Source organism: Sporosarcina sp. NCCP-2331, assembly GCF_023707945.1.
Taxonomy (GTDB): domain Bacteria; phylum Bacillota; class Bacilli; order Bacillales_A; family Planococcaceae; genus Sporosarcina; species Sporosarcina cascadiensis.
Genome location: NZ_BRCD01000041.1, coordinates 1 through 17,517, shown reverse-complemented (window position 1 = coordinate 17,517; position 17,517 = coordinate 1). Strand labels below are relative to the sequence as shown.

Annotated in this window: 18 protein-coding genes; 5 read left to right on the top strand and 13 right to left on the bottom strand. The window is 45.6% G+C overall.

What is annotated here, in order from left to right:
* Positions 1 to 21: 21 nt before the first annotated feature.
* The 7 genes from NCCP2331_RS16985 to nadC all read right to left on the bottom strand — a co-directional run bounded on the left by NCCP2331_RS16985 (position 22) and on the right by nadC (position 6,967).
* The gene (locus tag NCCP2331_RS16985; RefSeq protein ID WP_251671929.1) at positions 22 to 804 is read right to left on the bottom strand and encodes a DUF6612 family protein; all 783 of its coding nucleotides are present in this window, start codon (positions 802 to 804) and stop codon (positions 22 to 24) included.
* A 100-nt stretch (positions 805 to 904) separates the two neighbouring features.
* Positions 905 to 1,981: a branched-chain amino acid aminotransferase gene (locus NCCP2331_RS16980; RefSeq protein WP_251671928.1), complete on the bottom strand. Its 1,077-nt coding sequence runs from the start codon at positions 1,979 to 1,981 to the stop codon at positions 905 to 907.
* Positions 1,982 to 1,998: 17 nt separating this feature from the next.
* On the bottom strand, positions 1,999 to 3,243 hold the full coding sequence (locus tag NCCP2331_RS16975) for a glutamate-5-semialdehyde dehydrogenase (RefSeq protein WP_251671930.1): 1,245 nt from the start codon (positions 3,241 to 3,243) through the stop codon (positions 1,999 to 2,001).
* Positions 3,244 to 3,258: 15 nt separating this feature from the next.
* Positions 3,259 to 4,356 carry a glutamate 5-kinase gene (gene proB, locus NCCP2331_RS16970; protein WP_251671927.1) on the bottom strand — a complete coding sequence of 366 codons (1,098 nt, stop codon included), beginning with the start codon at positions 4,354 to 4,356 and terminating at the stop codon, positions 3,259 to 3,261.
* A gap of 414 nt (positions 4,357 to 4,770) precedes the next feature.
* Complete coding sequence (locus NCCP2331_RS16965) at positions 4,771 to 4,947, bottom strand: hypothetical protein (RefSeq protein WP_153723543.1); 177 nt, start codon at positions 4,945 to 4,947, stop codon at positions 4,771 to 4,773.
* Between the two features lie 56 nt (positions 4,948 to 5,003).
* The gene (gene nadA / locus NCCP2331_RS16960) at positions 5,004 to 6,113 is read right to left on the bottom strand and encodes a quinolinate synthase NadA (RefSeq protein WP_251671926.1); all 1,110 of its coding nucleotides are present in this window, start codon (positions 6,111 to 6,113) and stop codon (positions 5,004 to 5,006) included.
* A gap of 2 nt (positions 6,114 to 6,115) precedes the next feature.
* The gene (gene nadC, locus NCCP2331_RS16955) at positions 6,116 to 6,967 is read right to left on the bottom strand and encodes a carboxylating nicotinate-nucleotide diphosphorylase (RefSeq protein ID WP_251671925.1); all 852 of its coding nucleotides are present in this window, start codon (positions 6,965 to 6,967) and stop codon (positions 6,116 to 6,118) included.
* Between the two features lie 110 nt (positions 6,968 to 7,077).
* On the opposite strand from nadC, the gene NCCP2331_RS16950 reads away from it, so the two are divergent.
* Positions 7,078 to 8,235: an IscS subfamily cysteine desulfurase gene (locus NCCP2331_RS16950; protein WP_251671924.1), complete on the top strand. Its 1,158-nt coding sequence runs from the start codon at positions 7,078 to 7,080 to the stop codon at positions 8,233 to 8,235.
* Positions 8,236 to 8,251: 16 nt separating this feature from the next.
* Positions 8,252 to 8,788, top strand: coding sequence for a transcription repressor NadR (locus tag NCCP2331_RS16945; RefSeq protein ID WP_251671923.1), 537 nt, complete (start codon positions 8,252 to 8,254; stop codon positions 8,786 to 8,788).
* A gap of 13 nt (positions 8,789 to 8,801) precedes the next feature.
* On the opposite strand, the gene NCCP2331_RS16940 is transcribed toward NCCP2331_RS16945, so the two are convergent.
* Positions 8,802 to 9,494 carry an LrgB family protein gene (locus NCCP2331_RS16940; RefSeq protein ID WP_153723548.1) on the bottom strand — a complete coding sequence of 231 codons (693 nt, stop codon included), beginning with the start codon at positions 9,492 to 9,494 and terminating at the stop codon, positions 8,802 to 8,804.
* Positions 9,491 to 9,865 carry a CidA/LrgA family holin-like protein gene (locus NCCP2331_RS16935; protein ID WP_153723549.1) on the bottom strand — a complete coding sequence of 125 codons (375 nt, stop codon included), beginning with the start codon at positions 9,863 to 9,865 and terminating at the stop codon, positions 9,491 to 9,493. Before NCCP2331_RS16935 ends, NCCP2331_RS16940 begins: the two co-directional genes overlap by 4 nt.
* 271 nt (positions 9,866 to 10,136) lie before the next feature.
* On the opposite strand from NCCP2331_RS16935, the gene NCCP2331_RS16930 reads away from it, so the two are divergent.
* Positions 10,137 to 10,349, top strand: a complete 213-nt coding sequence (locus tag NCCP2331_RS16930) for a cold-shock protein (protein ID WP_153723550.1) — start codon at positions 10,137 to 10,139, stop codon at positions 10,347 to 10,349.
* 106 nt (positions 10,350 to 10,455) lie between these two features.
* On the opposite strand, the gene NCCP2331_RS16925 is transcribed toward NCCP2331_RS16930, so the two are convergent.
* Entirely contained in the window at positions 10,456 to 10,653 is a 198-nt protein-coding gene (locus tag NCCP2331_RS16925) for a zinc-finger domain-containing protein (RefSeq protein WP_153723551.1), read from the bottom strand.
* Positions 10,654 to 10,748: 95 nt separating this feature from the next.
* Here NCCP2331_RS16925 and NCCP2331_RS16920 point away from each other — a divergent pair, with 95 nt between their 5' ends.
* A complete protein-coding gene (locus tag NCCP2331_RS16920) occupies positions 10,749 to 11,150 on the top strand; it encodes a reverse transcriptase-like protein (RefSeq protein ID WP_153723552.1) in 402 nt (133 codons plus the stop codon).
* Between the two features lie 59 nt (positions 11,151 to 11,209).
* On the opposite strand, the gene NCCP2331_RS16915 is transcribed toward NCCP2331_RS16920, so the two are convergent.
* The 3 genes from NCCP2331_RS16915 to NCCP2331_RS16905 are packed head-to-tail and all read right to left on the bottom strand — an operon-like array spanning position 11,210 to position 16,233.
* Positions 11,210 to 11,800, bottom strand: a complete 591-nt coding sequence (locus tag NCCP2331_RS16915; RefSeq protein ID WP_194841220.1) for a metallophosphoesterase family protein — start codon at positions 11,798 to 11,800, stop codon at positions 11,210 to 11,212.
* A 15-nt stretch (positions 11,801 to 11,815) separates the two neighbouring features.
* Positions 11,816 to 12,637, bottom strand: coding sequence for a sulfurtransferase (locus NCCP2331_RS16910; RefSeq protein WP_228551151.1), 822 nt, complete (start codon positions 12,635 to 12,637; stop codon positions 11,816 to 11,818).
* Positions 12,637 to 16,233 (bottom strand): dynamin family protein, encoded by a 3,597-nt coding sequence (locus NCCP2331_RS16905; protein ID WP_251671922.1) that lies wholly within the window; start codon positions 16,231 to 16,233, stop codon positions 12,637 to 12,639. The genes NCCP2331_RS16910 and NCCP2331_RS16905 overlap by 1 nt, the downstream gene beginning before the upstream one ends.
* 775 nt (positions 16,234 to 17,008) lie before the next feature.
* On the opposite strand from NCCP2331_RS16905, the gene NCCP2331_RS16900 reads away from it, so the two are divergent.
* Positions 17,009 to 17,467 (top strand): chemotaxis protein CheX, encoded by a 459-nt coding sequence (locus NCCP2331_RS16900; protein WP_153720226.1) that lies wholly within the window; start codon positions 17,009 to 17,011, stop codon positions 17,465 to 17,467.
* The last annotated feature ends 50 nt before the right edge of the window (positions 17,468 to 17,517 follow it).

Genomic DNA, 17,517 nt, shown 5'->3' with positions numbered 1-17,517 from the left:
CCGAAGCCGCCACGGGTTCTATTAATTCAGCACCCCAGCAGGTGTCTGAATCGGATCAATATCATTGAAATAACTGTAAGTAACGTCCAGTTTCTGCTTATAACGGACATAGTCACGTTCAAAATAGCTTGTGACGTTTGCCGACAGCTTCATACCCGTGACGAAAAAAGTTTTTTCATTAACTGTCAGCTCGATATCCATTTTATCCAGCACAGGAAAACCAGTATGGGTGTGGATGAATTCTTCAGGATTCGGGCTGTTGACTGCTACTTGTTCGATAAATTTACGATAATCTGCAGGCGGCAAAGAAAATTGCAGTGCATAGCCGTAATCGATCTTTTCAAGCTCTGCGTCTTTCACGAATGGTTCCAATAACGACAAATCCATGACGGGTGCCGTAAATGGCACCCACACATCCAGCAATTCGATGCGCTCATCGTCCGTCATCTTCTGCCACTCGCCGTCTTCTTCTTTAATCGCCAGCTGCTCGTCCTGCCTGAAGATTTTCAGGTTCTTCGCTTGCTGCTTTGGAATCTGCAAGACGATTTCCTCGGACACTTTCACCGGATCCAATTCAACATTCGACTGAATATGCAGTTTTTTACTGCTGCGTTCTACAGGTTCAGAAGTCACGCTGCTTTCATCAAAGACGATGCTTGTATGTACCGATTGTAAGTCTTTCATTGCCTGATCCGCTTTTTTCAGCAAATCCTCCGCACTGGATGGCGCGGAAGAAGTTTTTCCGCATCCCGCCATCGCCAGCACGATGACTGCAAGGAAAAGAACAATAATTCGTTTGTTCATCAAGAAACTCCCCTTCAATCAAAACTATTTACAGTGTACTGCACAGAAGCGGAGTTGTCACGAATGTTTCGTTGTTTCAGCCATGCTTTCAAATTCTGGATTAGTCTACCTTAACAATCCAGCCAAACGGATCCTCTTTTTTACCTGTTTGGATGCCGGTGATTGTATCGTACAGTTTTAATGAAAGCTCACCAATCTCGCCGCCATTGATTTCACATTTTTTACCGCCCCAGAATAACTCACCCATCGGCGAAATAACAGCTGCTGTGCCTGTGCCGAATGCTTCTTCGAGCGTCCCGGCTTCATTCGCATCGAAAATCTCTTGAATCGAGATTTTGCGTTCAATGACAGGAATATCCCACGACTTCAGCAATTCGATAACAGATTTACGGGTGATCCCTTCCAGGATACTGCCGTTCAGGCTCGGTGTAATGACTTCGCCGTTAATTTTAAAGAAGACATTCATCGCGCCGACTTCTTCGATAAACTGATGCTCTTTTGCATCCAGCCAGAGCACTTGCGAATAACCGCCTGCTTCCGCCACTTCCTGCGCTTTCATAGAGCCCGCGTAGTTTCCGGCTGTTTTCGCACTGCCTGTCCCGCCTACTGCTGCACGGACAAACTCCGATTCTACTGCAATTTTGACAGGATTCATACCTTCTTTATAGTAGGCACCAACCGGCGAAAGAATGATCATCATCCGGTATGTCTTAGATGGCGCGACTCCTAAATATGCCTGTGTCGCAAAAATATACGGACGGATGTATAGCGACGTCCCTTCTTTGCTTGGAATCCACTCTTTATCAGTCGACACTAATTCTTTCATTGCCTCCAGCACAAACTCTTCATCAAACTGCGGCATGCACAGTCTGTCATTGGAACGGTTCAGTCGCTTCATATTCTCTTCAGGGCGGAACAGCACCACTTCCTGATCGTCTGTCAAATAAGCTTTTAATCCTTCGAATACCGTCTGTCCGTAATGCAGAACAATTGCTGCAGGATCAAGCAGGAACGGCTCATACGGCACGATGCGCGCATCATGCCAGCCTGTGCCGTCTGTATAGTCCATGACAAACATATGGTCAGTAAATACGGTTCCGAACGCCAGCTGATCCGCTGCCGGCTTCTCTTTTGGTTTGGTTGTTTTCTTAATCGCAATCTGATTCTTTGCTGTCATCGTAACATCCTCCTAGATTATCTGATCTGGCCAGTCCCTCTAATTACAAATTTAGATGAAGTCAATGCTTCGAGCCCCATCGGTCCGCGCGCATGCAGCTTTTGCGTACTGATGCCGATTTCTGCGCCATAGCCGAATTCAAATCCATCGGTAAAACGAGTCGAGGCGTTCACATAGACAGCCGCAGCATCCACACTGTTTAAGAATTTCTCTGCATTTGCATCATTCTGCGTAATGATCCCTTCCGAATGCTTCGTGCTGTACTGCTGAATATGCTGCAATGCTTCTTCCAAATTATCCACCGCTTTCATGCGCAGCGTCAAATCAAGGAACTCGCTCGACCAGTCATCCTGTTCAACTTGTGGAATTGACGAATCAAACTGATGAATTCTGTCATCTCCCAGCAGCTGAACTTTATGGCTGCGCAATGTGCTGATTAATTTTTCACCATTTTTCTGCAGCCACTGGTTATCGATCAGGACGGTTTCAATTGCATTACATACGGACGGGCGGTGTGTTTTTGCATTTACGACTACATCAATCGCCATCTGCATATCTGCCGATTCATCAATGAATAAATGACAGTTTCCTGCACCTGTTTCAATGACTGGCACTGTTGATTCACGGATGACCGTTTGAATTAATTTTGCGCCGCCTCGTGGAATAAGCACATCTAAATATTCATTCAGAGTAAACAATTCTTTCGCAGTTTCCCGGCTCGTATCTTCAATTAACTGGACAGAATCCACAGGCAGTGCACTTTTCTCTAATGCCCTCTGAATAACGTGCCACAGTGCCAAATTAGAATATTTCGCAGACGAACTGCCGCGAAGCACCATGGCATTTCCTGTTTTCAGAGCCAGTGAGGCAGCGTCGATCGTCACATTCGGACGCGCTTCATAAATCATTGCAATGACGCCGATCGGCACACGTTTTTTGATGATATGCAAACCGTTTTCCTTGTTGATTTCTTCCAATGTTTCACCTATCGGATCTTTCAGGTCAATCAGCAGACGTACACCTTCCGCCATCGCTTCTATCCGATCTTCCGTCAATAAAATTCGATCAAGGACAGCTGCTTCAATCCCATTATTACGTCCTTCTGTAATATCTTTCTTATTCTCAGTCAATAAATGATCTGTTTCTTCAAGCAGCTGATCGGCAATCAGTTTCAGCGCTTCATTTTTCTCTTCTGTTGTAGCCGTATTCAACGCATAACTTGCATCTTTCGCGGCTTTTCCTTTTCTCTTGATCTCACTCATCATCGATCTCTCCTTTTAATTGACTTCAACCCAGCGGTCGCGATGAATCACTTCAATCATCGGCGCACACAGCTCCGGATTCATACCGCGTTCTGCCAATAACTCACGCAATTGCGCGGAAGAATAGGTAACTTCGCCTCTCCCGATTAAACCTTCCACGCCATATACCTCCACCACTTCTCCTGCTTCAAAATCGCCCTTCACTTTAAAGACGCCTGCCGGCAGAAGACTGCGACCGTTATACAAAACTGCCTTCTCCGCACCTTTATCTACATATAAACGACCCGTGGATTCTGAATGCAGCGCAATCCACTGGCGCTTTGTATTAATGCCTTGGTTGAGAGGACTGGAAATATAGGTTCCATCGCCTAGTCCCTGCAAAATATCCAATAGCTTAGAAGAACCTTTTCCTGTTCCAATGAAAACAGGGACAGCCAGCGTATGCGCCGTCTTGGCAGCGAGCAGCTTCGAACGCATGCCGCCGGTACCAACTTTAGAACCAAGGTCATCCGTTCCGCCAAGAAGCTCATCTGTTATTTCATTCAATTCTGTCAGCCGTACGGCATCCGGATCTTTTCTCGGGTTGCTCGTATAGATTCCATTGACATCCGTTAAAATAATTAATTGGTCGGCATGCAAAAAACCACTGACAAGTGCAGACAGCATATCATTATCACCGAAAGTTAATTCGTCAATCGATACGGTGTCGTTTTCATTGATGATCGGCACGATGCCCCGTTCCAACAGTTCCGACATTGTGGCGAACGCATTGCGGTAGCGATCGCGGTTGGAGAAGTCCTGTCTGGTCAGCAGAATTTGTGCAGGAACGACACCATGTTCGCTGAACCGTTCAATATAAGACTGGATCAGCAGACTCTGGCCGACTGCAGCCGCAGCCTGTCTTCCTTTGATCGTAACAGGACGGGACGGATAGCCTAATCTGGCAAAACCTGCTGCAACGGCACCTGACGACACGACAATGACTTCATGCCCGGCATTTTTCAGCATTGCCAGTGCATCCACATGGTCATTAAACTTTATTTGGTCGATTTCCCCGTTGTCATTCGTTAAAGAACTGCTTCCAATCTTCACTACAATCCGCTGTTTTTTCATTTTTCATTCGCCTGCCGTTTCTATATTTCCACTGATGATTCATCTATTTTACACTTTTTGACGTTTGATGAGGCCAAACGGCGCTTTCCGCTTTAGATACATCCAGCTGCAAGCGCCAGCCTCTCGGGTCGTTTCGGTTTTAAAGATAAAGGCAAAGGACGCCTTTATTTTTAAACCCTTCAACGCCTGTCGAGGCTAAACGGCGCTTTTCGCTTTAGATATATATCAATCACGCCTTGGAGTGATTGCGTCTGGATTTTGAATCGAGCCCGCTCGATTAACTCCTTGCAAAATCCATGACATCCGCCGGAGGCTTTTTATATGAATTCAGCAGATTTTTGCTGAATTCATATAAAAAAGCCCAGTCGTCCTGTAATATCAGGACGAAAGGACTTAGCTTCCGCGGTGCCACCATCATTGGATCCATACTATGAATCCCGCTTTCCCCATAACGCCGGGGTGCGCGCCTATGTTTACATAGGACTCCGAAGGCAGGTTCGGCAAATACAATGTGACAGAAACTTTCAGCCGCCGGTTTCCGCTCTCTTGCACACGTATTTTGTCTACTGGTCCTTCATCTTCGTTCAACATTCATTTTCAACCATCATACAATATCCGGCGTGATTGTCAAGTGCATTCTGATAATTTCAAACGCTTTCCAGCATCCGGTCAAGCGCTGAAACAGCTTCAGAGGAAGTTGCCTCGTCCACTGTAATGACGTTTTGAGCGATTCCTTCTACAATATTTTCCAGGCACCACAATAGATGCGGCAGATCGATGCGATTCATCGTCAGACAAGGACACATCAATGGATTCAGTGAAATGATATCTTGTTCCGGATGGTTCTCGATCAAACGGTTAACCAAGTTCATCTCCGTACCGATTGCCCACTTGGTTCCCGGCGCTCCTGCCGTAATTTGTTCAATAATATATTTAGTTGAACCATTGTCATCCGATTTCCTCACTACCTCATGCGTGCATTCAGGATGTACGATGATGCGGCGGTCCGGTTCGTTTTCACGTATTTGACGGATATTTTCCACCGTGAAATTTTCATGCACAGAACAATGCCCTTTCCATAAAATCACCTGACAGTCCTTGTCTGTTCCGTCATACTCGAGTGTATCGGAAATAGGGTTCCAGACCGCCATGTGCGTAAGCGGGATTCCCAGATCAAACGCTGTATTGCGTCCTAAATGCTGATCAGGCAAAAACAGGATACGTTTTTTCTGCGTGAAAGCCCATTCAACGATTTCCCTCGCGTTTGATGAGGTGACGGTTGCCCCGTGATGACGTCCGACAAACGCTTTGATTGCGGCTGTTGAATTGACATAGGTCAGGGGGAGAATGGTATCTCCAAACCGTTCCTGCAAGTCTATCCACGCTCGTTCTGTTTGGAAAATATCCGCCATATCCGCCATGGAACAGCCTGCCCGCATATCCGGCAGATAGACTGTTTGATCATCAGTCGTTAAGATATCCGCTGTTTCCGCCATGAAATGCACACCGCAAAAAACGATGTGTTCTGCTTGTTCATTAGCAGCACAAATTTGTGCAAGCTGCAGTGAATCTCCTGTCGCATCTGCAAATTGTATGACTTCATTTTTCTGGTAATGATGACCCGGTATGAAAAGTTTTGTACCGAGTGATTGTTTAATACGACGTATTCTCTTTTCCATTTCCTCTGTGGACATTGTTTTGTATTTTTCGGGCAGCATAGCGTCTGGCCGTCCTTTTACCATATCTAAAATCGACATTATCATTCATCCTCCTGCTTTCGAATATGTATATTAGCACTGATATCTTTTGCGATTACCGAATGCGTCAGGGCACCGACCGATATATAGTTGATTCCCGTATGGCCATAGGACGCAAGATTTTCTTCTGTAATCATTCCGGAAGCTTCCGTAATGATGTGCATCGGCACAATCGGAAGCCACTCCTTTATCTCAGCCGGCGTCCGGTTGTCAAACATAATAATGTCCGCACCTGCCTGGACAGCTTCTTCTAATTGCTCACGTGATTCAATTTCCACTTCGATTTTTACTGTATGACCCAGGCGGCTGCGGAGCTGTCCGACTGCTTTAGAGATGGAACCGGCATAAGCCAGGTGATTATCTTTCAGCATAACTGCATCATATAAACCGCAGCGATGATTGAATCCCCCACCTGCGCGGACGGCATATTTATCGAGCATTCGCAAACCGGGTGCCGTCTTTCTGGTATCACAAATTCTGGTTCCTGACCCGTCGAGCAGACTCACCAAAAACGCTGTCTGTGAAGCAATCGCACTCATTCTTTGAATGCAGTTCAGGATGACTCGCTCGGCAGCCAGCAGGTCACGAACCGGCCCGCTGACCTTCGCCAGCAGCTGCCTGTCTTCCATCTCTTCGCCGTCCTCGACTAAACACATGACTTCTACAGATGGATTCAGCAAATGAAACCCCTGCTGTATAATATCCGTGCCGCAAAATATCCCCCGTTCTCTGGCCAGAATATGCATCTCACCTGTTGCGTCAGCCGGAAACAGTGTGCCCGCTGATAAATCTCCATCCCCAATGTCTTCCTCAAAAAAATTACTGAGCATTGATTGCAGTTTTATTTTATTCATATTCATTCTCCCAGCTGTAGTATTCTCTTTGACTGTCTTTACACCTATCTTTACATATTTATCATTCTATGACAAGATGAAGAGACAATTTACAGAGGGAGGGTCTTCATTTGCACTATTTCGATTACGCAGCAACAACGCCATTGGATCCAGACGCAGCCGATGTCTACATAGAAACTTCACGGACACATTTCGGCAATACGACAAGCCTGCATGATGCTGGCGGCATTGCACAGAATGTTCTGGGACATTGCCGGCAAAGACTGGCTGAACTTCTCGGTGTACATACGGAAGGAATCTACTTTACTTCGGGAGGGACGGAGAGCAACTCGCTCGCATTAATTTCCCTTGCACAGTCCGCACGGCGAAAAGGAAATCACCTCATTCTGTCTGCCGCCGAGCACCCTTCTGTTCATTCGGCAGCTGCCTATTTGGAAGAACGAGGATTTCAAATTACGCTTGTCCCCTATAATGCGGAGGGTTTCCTCGACATAAAAAAACTGAATGAAGCGATTACTGATCAGACCATTATGGTGTCCGTACAGCACTGCAATCCAGAAATCGGCACGATCCAGCCCATTCGAAAAATATCTGATGCAGTAAGGCCTAAAGGCATTCTTCTGCATAGCGACTGCGTACAGTCATTCGGAAAACTGCCGATTCGCGAAATCACTCCTTATCTGGACAGCCTTTCACTTTCCAGTCATAAAGTTTATGGACCTAAAGGAGTCGGGGCCTTATATATCGCTCCCCGGCTGCGTACCGTACCGCTTTTTCCGGGAGCTGTGCATGAAAAGGGACTGCGCGGCGGTACAGTGAATGTTCCCGGGATTGCTGCTTTTGTGACTGCTGCAGAAATAGCGGAACGCCATGATGATGCAGCACGTTACTGTTTGCTGCGAAACTCCTTTTTCCAACTACTCGCGCCTTATCCTGAACTTTTTACCTTTTACGGCACCCATCACAAGACTAAGCAGCTGCCGCAAATTATCGGTCTGCGTGTCAAACGTTCAGAAGGCCAGTTCATTATGTTAGAATTAAACAGACGCGGTTTTGCCGTTTCGACAGGCAGTGCGTGCAAAGTGGGACAGCAGCATTCTTCCATGACGATGAGTGCAATGCAGATTCCGGACGACGAAGCCAAAGGTTTTTTACGGATTTCATTCGGACGGTCTTCTACTCTGGAGACCGTTGAACAGCTCGCAGGCTGTCTGGTTGAAATCGCTAAAGAGCAAAATAAGGATCAACGGATGGCTACTATCATTTAGACAGCAGGTGATTACTATGCAGAATAAAGAAAAAGTACTGGGGGAAGAACGGAGGGCTCTGATACTCAAAACACTGCAAAACGCAGGACATCCGGTCACTGGACGGGATTTAGGCATAATGACAAACGTCAGCCGTCAGGTAATCGTCAGTGATGTTAATTTATTGAAAGCAAAAAACGAGCCGATCATCGCAACCAATCAAGGTTATCTGTACACGGCATCTCCCGCGGAAGATGAATTTGAAAAAATTATTGTTTGCCGGCATCTGCCCGAAGAGACGGAAGAAGAACTCCATATTCTCGTCGATCATGGGGTGACGGTGAAAGATGTACGGGTGGAACATTCGGTATATGGGGATGTCCGTGCTTCCATCATGGTGAGCAACCGCCAGGAAGTAAAGGCGTTCATTCAGCAGATCAAAAAATCCAATGCACCGTATCTGCTGAATCTAGATGACAGCGGTGTCCATCTTCACACTATTTCTGCTCCCCGCAAAGAACAGCTTGCAGAAGCAGAAAAAGCATTAAAAAAAGCAGGATTCCTAGTAGAATAGGAATCCTGCATAGTTATGGGAACAGCCAGATACCGAATAAGGGTCCGATCAATGCGCCTACGATGGCGGATAACGTCATCGCAACCGAGCTCATAGAAGCTTCCTGTTCACCGTATTCAAGCGCTTTTGATGTCCCGATGGCGTGAGCCGCAACCCCAAGCCCCAGCCCCTGTCCAAGTGCTGTGTCGATTTTCAGCCAGCGGTTTAAAGGAGGACCTATTAAAATTCCTGCCAAACCTGCAATAATGACAAAGACGGTTGCCAGAGATGGAATTCCGCCAAGTTCTTCAGCGATTTGCATTGCGATTGGCGAAGTGATGGATTTCGGCAGAATACTCGCCAGAAGTTCTTTCGAAAAACCCGCCGCACGGGCGGCCAGTACACCCGTGATCATTCCTACTGCTCCTCCGGCTAGAACTCCACTGATGATCGGCAGCACATTTTTACGGACCAATTCCCGCTGTTTATATAGCGGTATACATAACGACACGATTGCAGGACCGAGAAATGCATCAATCCACCGGCCGCCTATCAGGTATGTTTCATAGGAGGTGCCGAATAGCGTAAGCACAGCTACAACAGCCAGCGTCGTTGTCAGAACCGGCACCAAAAAAGGAGACCGGAGGCGTACGTACAAAGTGTTCATAAAAAAATAGAGGATGATGGTCAGTAAAATCATCGTCGGCGCGAGTATTAATTCATTCACAGGACCTTCACCTCTTTACTCTTGCGTTTTGCGACCGTCTGGCTTACCCAGCTGGCTGTGGCCATTGTGATAATCGTACTGACTATCGTGATGATCACGAGCAGTATGCCTTTTCCGGTAAAGATATAGCCGTAATTCATGACACCTACAGTTGCCGGAATTAAATATAACGGCAGTGTAGACAGGAAGACATATGCCCCTTTTTCAACCCAGGCCAGCGGAATAATTTTACAAGACAGGAGTGTCCAAAGGATTAAGAGCCCGATAATACTTCCCGGCAGCGGGATAGAAAGCACGGAGCGCAAGAAATCTCCGAGCAGGAATAGTAAATAAAGAAACGCAACCTGAGTGAGTATTTTGACTATTTTCATTAGACGTTTCCCCTTTTCTGATTCCCTATATTATACTAAAATATGAAATGAATACTACTTCATTATAGAGAGACTCAGCAAAAAATCCAATACTTTCTACTGGATAATTTGACTAGAGGAAAAAGTCTTCAGAATGTTTCTGCATTTTATTGACGTGATAAAACCGTTCATGTATAGTGTAGGGAGCTATATAGGCAGTTTGGCGTTTTGTAGTTTGCCTCTGCGATCATATGGCCGCTACGAATTTCTGAATTGCCGAGGAGGAATTTACATGTACCAAGGTAAGGTGAAGTGGTTCAGCAGTGACAAAGGTTATGGATTTATCGAAGCGGATGATGGTGAAGATGTTTTTGTCCATTTCACAGGAATTGCAACAGATGGATTTAAGACACTTGCTGAAGGTCAAACTGTTTCGTTCGAAGTAATTGAAGGAAACCGGGGTCCTCAGGCTGCAAATGTATCAGCACTCGACGAAGAAATGTAAAACATCTCGGCAGACAAGAACTCCGTCAAAAGCGGAAATTTTACTTATTAAAGATAAATAAAGCATCCGCGCCTCTGGTAAGAAGTGGGATGCTTTTTCTGTATTTTCACTTGGGAGAAGTCCCAAGTTTATTGATTTCACTCCCCAAAAACTGCAGCTGTTCACCGATGGTACATTCAGAAATGCAAAACTGATGGGCGCCAGTCTTCCCCCGCTCTTTGATCAGTTGTTTTTTGACGTAACATCCTTCACAATATATATCGAGCAATTGATTAATATCTTTCATTACCATTACTTTATTCATCAGAAAAGAACTCCCACCTTTCTTCCTTCTATTTTAGGCGGGACCGCTGCAAGTTGCAACCTTTTGCTGAATGAAACGAGAGGAGGGCCAGGATTTTGCTGGAAGTTTACATAGATGGCGCCAGTGCCGGAAATCCCGGTTTAAGCGGGATCGGTATTTATATTAAAGGGGAAGGCCAAGATTTGCGGATCAGCGAGGCGATCGAGCCTACAAATAATCACAGTGCAGAGTTCCAGGCGCTTGTCAGAGGCCTTGAAGAAGCAGTGAAATTTACGGACGGCATGGTGTCTGTGCGTTCTGATTCGAATGTGGTGGTACAGTCGATGGAAAAAGAGTTCACTAAGAATGAGCAATATGCGCCGTTTTTACAGCAGGCTTTAAAGCTCGCAAAGCATTTCGACTTATTCTTCATCAAGTGGATCCCTGATTCCAGCAACCGTACTGCCGACAGTCTGGCCAGGCAGGCAATTCAGGTTCAAAAAAAGTCTAAAGGCTGAACTATTTTCAGAGTATCTAACCTAAAAAAGCGAAAGGATCCTAATCCCTTCGCTTTTTTCTATGCCTTCATAAATCGAATGCTGTTTTTATTTTCATCGTACAATACCCATTCCCTTGCCCCGACTACAGCACCCACATTGACAATCTGCTCATCTCCCGACAACAAAATGTCAGCCCCGAATGAAATCTCTTTCTCCACACCATTCTGCATATAGCCCGAGCGATGTGTATGACCGTGAAACACTAACGTCTCAGCAGGAAGATTATTCTTCAGCCAATCCGATTTTTCATCCGGTTTCCATTGATGGCCATGGATGACAACTCCTTTTCCTGCTTCCAGTGTTTCCGGCAGGCTCTGCAGCTTTTCACGCAATGATTCCGCTTGTTCTGTCAGCAATAGAATACGTTCTTCCTGATTGCCGTAAATGGAGGGAAAAGTGAGCAGATCATCCAAACGATCCGGATGTCTGATGACGTCTTCTACAGACGGATAAATCTGTCCTGTCAAATGTTTTTTGCTGACGGTGCACTCATACAGATCACCCGTACCGATCAATTTTGCATCCGGCGCTTCCCGAGAAATATGATCCAGCACCGCGTGCAGGTCTAAAAGGGAGGAATGGATATCCCCGAGTAACGCATACTGCAATTCGGTCAGCTCCTGTTAGTTCGACGTTTCGACCGGCGCATCTTCCTGTGAAATCCAATCACTGAAACTGCCGACATATAACTTTACATTGGAATAGCCTAAGTCTGTCAGCGCAGCAAATAAAGGTGAGGCGGTCACACCGCTTCCGCAATAGACGACAACAGGCTCTTCCGTCTTTGCTATCTTTTCCAGAGATCCGGCTGCGTTCTGGACATCATAACGACCATTGCATTTCAATTGTTCCCAATCAAAGTTACGTGCCGTTGGAATATGACCGGCCTTTTTATCAATCGGTTCGTTTTCACCGCTGTAACGCTCTTGCGCACGAGCGTCGATGAGCATTGCCTGTCCATTTCCAGCTGCTATCTCTTCCACTTCACGTCTGCTTGCATACAGCTGATCCTGCCAGTCCGGTTCAACCGACGACTGTGCAGGTGAAACGAACGTTTCATGATCGACAGGCACGCCTTTCTGCTTGAGCTCTTCATAGCCTTCAATTAAAATTCTGGCATTTGTAAATCCGCCATACTGCAGAATCCACCAGGCACGTGCAGCAAAAGGGCTGCCGCCTTCATCATAAATCAGAATCGTATCTTCCAGCTGCAAACCACTGGTACGGAACAATTTGGTCAGGCATTCTTTCGAAGGCAGCGGATGGCGTCCGCCGCCTTCAGATTCTGCAGATAGATCATCGGCTAAATCCCAGTGAACTGCATTTTGAATATGTTCTTCATTGTACTTTTCTTTTCCAAGATCCTTGTTTTGAAGAGAAAAGCGTGCATCGATCCATTTTGCATTTTCTGTCTGCGCTTTTTCAAAAGAAACAAATGCCTGCATTATTGAATCAGCTCCTCCTGACGAATTTTTTCATAAATGCTCTGCCATTGTTCAAGCTGTTCCGAACCATCAAGCAATGTGCGCTCTGATTCAATCTGGACAAGACTTTCCTGCAATAAATGAACGCGCAGTGCTTCTGCTTCATCATCAATCCACAGGTCTGCCCATTTTTCAATTCTTTCCTTCTGTTCGCCTAAATAAGTTGACGCATCTTTCTTCAATATATCTTCGAGGCGTCCTCTAAGTATTTCCCTGTCCCCGCGCTCGAAAAACGTCTTTTGGTTTTTGAATGACTTATTCACTGCACTATATACACCCGGATCTTCATACGGCGTTTCAAACGACAACATATCCTGATCGTTTGGCTCATACGGAGAAGGCACGATGGATTGATCCATATCGGAAAGTACGCGGACTTCCATTCGCTGACGCTCCAGCAATTGCTTTTTCATATACTGCAGGATCCGTAAATTCGTTACTTTCAATTCCTGTGACAAATCAAATCCGACCATATTAACGGTTTCAGCGAGTGCGATTTTCAATGCCTTGTCAGTAGAGTTCTTCGCGAAAGTGGAAGGACTGTAGCCTTCCTTGAAGAAGTCGCTGAAACGCAGGAATACCCGCTGCAGAATATAATAGACAAGTTCACTTAATTCATCATGGGTTGCTTTAACCAATACTTCACTTGCATTCTTTTCAAAACGCTGTTTGATCGCCTGCTCAGCAGCAGCCAGCTCTTCCAGTCTCTCCGCTTTGCGTGAACGGTTCTGAATCGTGCGGTCAATCAGTGATGCCAGACGGCTGACCGTCTTCGTTGTCTCTTCTTCCAGTGCTTGCACAACTTGCGCACGCAAATCATGTTCAAGAAACGCGTAAAATTTCTCTTCGAAATGCTGCATTAGCGGATTCGGTTCATTGGATAATTTACCTTCCAATGCTTCCAGGCTTGATATTCCATGAACCCGCGGGTTACGGATGCCGAATTTCTGAAGTTCGCCGGCCACGAAGCTCTTCACTTCTTCCCCTTCTTCTTCATTGGAAGCCAAGTCGATCGCATTGACGATAAAGAACATCTTATCCAGTTCAAATGCATCTTTCACCCGGCCGAGCTGAATAAGGAATTCACGGTCTGCACGGGCAAACGCGTGATTGTAGTACGTCACGAATAAAATCGCATCGGCATTACGTATATATTCAAACGCCACATCGGTATGTCTCGCGTTGATGGAGTCCGCTCCCGGAGTATCAACCAGCGTAATGCCGTGGCGTGTCAGCGGGCTGTCATAGAAGAAATCGATCGACTCGACGAAACAGCTGCGGTCTTCCTGCGCCACAAACTTCGTGAATTCCTCGCGGTCCACTGTCAACGTTGTTCCGAGTGCAGAAGTATAAACAGGATAACCCTTTTTAAATGCCTGAATGAACGATTTATGGATATGCAGATTCTCATCTTCAAGCGGCTGTTTCAGCGCTTCATCCGTTTTGGCAAATGCTTCTTCCAGCGTTGCAATCCGGATGCCGAGCGCTTCAAATGACAACGCCACATCCTTTGTCATTGTTGCCTCATCTTTCAAATGGATATCCGCTGTATTATTCAGATGCTCTTCGCTCACCGGACGGATCCGGTTGATTGCGGCAGTCGTCGGATTCGGTGATACCGGCAATACTTTCTCACCGATTAATGCGTTTGAGAAAGAAGATTTCCCTGCACTGAATGCACCGAACAGAGCGACTGTGAACTCCTGTCCTTTCAAGCGGGCAGCTTTCGTCTGTAAGTAGGCTGCCGTTTCGGCAAACCCTGGAATGGTATGAACTGAGTCGGCGATATGCTGAGCATATGCGATCGCTTTTTCCGCATCAACGAATTGCCGCTCTTCTTCTTCCTGATCTTCTGCCTGCTCTTCTGTATTCGCTTTTTCTTTTTGCTGATCTGCTACATAATCCACCGTTTCAATTTCTTTCGGTTTCTGCCACTCCGCCAGCAATTGATCGCGGCCGATTCTTGTCGGAGCAGACGGGTTATCAATTTCTTTATCCACCCACTCCAAGCGTTCCTGCCATTTATTCACTTCTTTGATAGCATCCACTTTTTCCTGGAGCGTCTCAATTACCGCAGCCAGGGGTCCAGATTGTTCTCCTCCTGCTGATTTTGCGATGACGGACATTTCTTCTTTCCATTTATCTGTTTTACGCTTATAAACCAGATGGATGGCCCGCTTCATTTGCTCAGTATAATTGAGAATTGTTTCGCCTGTAATGATTTCTGCCACATGCAGCTGTTCGTCCACTTCATTAAACGGCAGCGACAAATCCATTGCGTCAATTGCAAGTGAGCGTTCATCCGTGAAAATCCCTGCTTGCTTCAACGATTCTTTCATCAAAGATTTCATGTAAATTTCAATTTGCGTATGCGCAAGGCCTGAAATATTATCATCTAACTTCTGACGGCGTCTATCCCGTTCTTCCTGCGTTTTTTTTGCGCCGAATAAAAGCCCTACTTTAAACTTCGGAGACTTGGCTTCAAGATAATCCTTTAATAGCTCGCGTGTTTCAAATGGTGCCAGTCCGGCATTCGACAATAATTCATTGCGCTCTTTTTCAAAGTTGATATAAAATTCATCGCCTGATAAAAGCTCCATCCGCTTTTTCGCTTCTTTTAAATCTTGATTAAGCTCTTCATACTGCGACCATTCATTTTCGTTTACCGTGTCAGCATAATTTTCTTTGACATCATTGACTTGCTGCTTCAGGAAAGATACATGCTCATCTTTCAATTTACGCAAGGATTGATCGATATTTTCTTCAAAGTTTTCTTCACGGTGTTCAATCGAACCGTCAACAATCGCCTTCACTTTCGCAAAGTCATTATGAGGGTGATCAAGTTCTTTCAGAGATGTATAGAAAATCCCTTTTGGCTCCACTCCCCATAATTTGAAAGAATCTTCGACGGACTGCTTAAATGCACCGAATGACAATTCGCTGTCGCGGTGCTTATCGATCTGATTGATAATTAAGTATACATTGCTGTTATAACGCATCAATTCTTTTGTGAAACGAAAATTCATTTCTGACTGCACATGGTTATAATCCATCGTATAAAATACTAAGTCTGCCAAGTGCAAAGAGGATTCAGTCGACAATCGGTGTGCATCATCCGTCGAATCCACTCCCGGCGTATCCATAACGGTAATACCTTCAGGCAAATTCGATTCTGTGTGGCCGATTTCTACTAATGAAACCGCCGCTCCGTCTTTACTGAACGCTTTCACGGCTTCAGAGAAACCATGACCGCTGAATTTGACCGCGCTTCCATCGACACGATGAATAATTGCGAAGTCTTCATCTGCTTTATGTACTTTCACGATATTCGCGCTTGTAGGAATTGGACTTGAAGGCAGCAAATCATCCCCGGTCAGTGCATTGATCGTAGAAGATTTACCGGCAGAAAAGTGGCCGGCGAAGGCAATCGTATATTCTTTCGATATGATTTTATTGGCAAGCAAAGTGGTTTTAGTTTTTCTTTCATCATCTTCATTGGTTGAGAAAATCTGTCCGTATGTGGCAGATCGCTGTAAAAATTCATGGTTTGTAGACATAATCGTCGTCCTTTCAATTTAACTCACCCTATCATACCATTAATGGACAATTAAATAGAAGTTAACTTTTTTGGGTCTTCACCTAAATCGGTTCTTGACAACTTATCGTGTATGTATTGCGAAAATTATGCTGCAGTTTAAACCCGCTTCGGCGCTGGGGGATTGCCTTACGCAGTGAGCCTACTGGCAAAGAGCGCGCCAGCAGTCTCACTGCAACGGCCGACCCCGCAGTTGCGCCTTCGCTAGTGTTGGAGAATGTATGTCATGCTGCTTTTTTGCGGAGTAGCGAGTTAAGTTGGTGTGTTTTCGTTTCTCAACTTTGTAAACGTATTGATCAAAAGAATCTTAGCCTTTGTGGAATAATAAGTATTGCATGAAATACTTCACCTATCGTAATAGTCCCAAATAGTATGTTCATACTGCCACCCCATAAAAAGTATTGAAACACCAGCCAGTGTACCGAAGTGGAAGGCGGCGACTCCCGGAGGATCAGCCCGATAGGATGAGACAACTAAAGGGAGCGAAGCGACCAGTTGGCTCACCGAGGGCCCTCCGGAACGCGTCCGCCTGGAACGTAGGGAAACGGTACCCTCCCACTTACCATCCTATACTGCGCAATCACACTCAAATCTCAAACTGCTCAGAAATATGCTGTCAAGCACATGTTTTGGTGATGAGCCTCTTTTCTACCCTCACAAATTTTTATATAGGCTTTTAGCCGTCATTAGTGATATGATTGTACTACTATTAATTATTAGAAAGGGTGTTTCGACAGATGAGTACTGCTACAAATGTGCAAAAAGTATTAAATGCAACCATTTCTTCGCTTACAACAGTAATCCCTATAAAATTCCAGGTTCTCTCACCTGCTTTAATTCAGCAACCTTATGAACAGAGGGAAATCAGTGTCTTGATTGGTTTGATCGGCAATATGAAAGGCCGTTTGATTGTAGAACCGACTAACGAGATCATCGATAAAATCGGACAGGCAATGTTCGGCATGCATATCGAAGGGGAAATGGCTGAATCATTCACAGGCGAGCTCGGCAATATGATTGCGGGCAATCTGTGTACGATACTTGAAAAAGAAGGGATGATCCTTGATATCTCTCCGCCAACCGTACTTACTGGAAAAACCAAATTTTACGGATTCAAACAGGCATTCAAAATTCCCGTGCAATTTGAAGACGGCGAATTACTCAACCTTCTGCTGACCATCGATGAAGAAAATTAAAGTCACCTATACTTTGTTTTAAGCACAAGCTAAAAAGCGCACAAACATTG

Coding starts and splice junctions, on each gene's coding strand:
- NCCP2331_RS16985 (WP_251671929.1), bottom strand. CDS start 804: ATGAACAAACGAATTATTGTTCTTTTCCTTGCAGTCATCGTGCTGGCG.
- NCCP2331_RS16980 (WP_251671928.1), bottom strand. CDS start 1,981: ATGACAGCAAAGAATCAGATTGCGATTAAGAAAACAACCAAACCAAAA.
- NCCP2331_RS16975 (WP_251671930.1), bottom strand. CDS start 3,243: ATGAGTGAGATCAAGAGAAAAGGAAAAGCCGCGAAAGATGCAAGTTAT.
- proB (WP_251671927.1), bottom strand. CDS start 4,356: ATGAAAAAACAGCGGATTGTAGTGAAGATTGGAAGCAGTTCTTTAACG.
- NCCP2331_RS16965 (WP_153723543.1), bottom strand. CDS start 4,947: ATGTTGAACGAAGATGAAGGACCAGTAGACAAAATACGTGTGCAAGAG.
- nadA (WP_251671926.1), bottom strand. CDS start 6,113: ATGTCGATTTTAGATATGGTAAAAGGACGGCCAGACGCTATGCTGCCC.
- nadC (WP_251671925.1), bottom strand. CDS start 6,967: ATGAATAAAATAAAACTGCAATCAATGCTCAGTAATTTTTTTGAGGAA.
- NCCP2331_RS16945 (WP_251671923.1), top strand. CDS start 8,252: ATGCAGAATAAAGAAAAAGTACTGGGGGAAGAACGGAGGGCTCTGATA.
- NCCP2331_RS16935 (WP_153723549.1), bottom strand. CDS start 9,865: ATGAAAATAGTCAAAATACTCACTCAGGTTGCGTTTCTTTATTTACTA.
- NCCP2331_RS16930 (WP_153723550.1), top strand. CDS start 10,137: ATGTACCAAGGTAAGGTGAAGTGGTTCAGCAGTGACAAAGGTTATGGA.
- NCCP2331_RS16925 (WP_153723551.1), bottom strand. CDS start 10,653: ATGAATAAAGTAATGGTAATGAAAGATATTAATCAATTGCTCGATATA.
- NCCP2331_RS16910 (WP_228551151.1), bottom strand. CDS start 12,637: ATGCAGGCATTTGTTTCTTTTGAAAAAGCGCAGACAGAAAATGCAAAA.
- NCCP2331_RS16905 (WP_251671922.1), bottom strand. CDS start 16,233: ATGTCTACAAACCATGAATTTTTACAGCGATCTGCCACATACGGACAG.
- NCCP2331_RS16900 (WP_153720226.1), top strand. CDS start 17,009: ATGAGTACTGCTACAAATGTGCAAAAAGTATTAAATGCAACCATTTCT.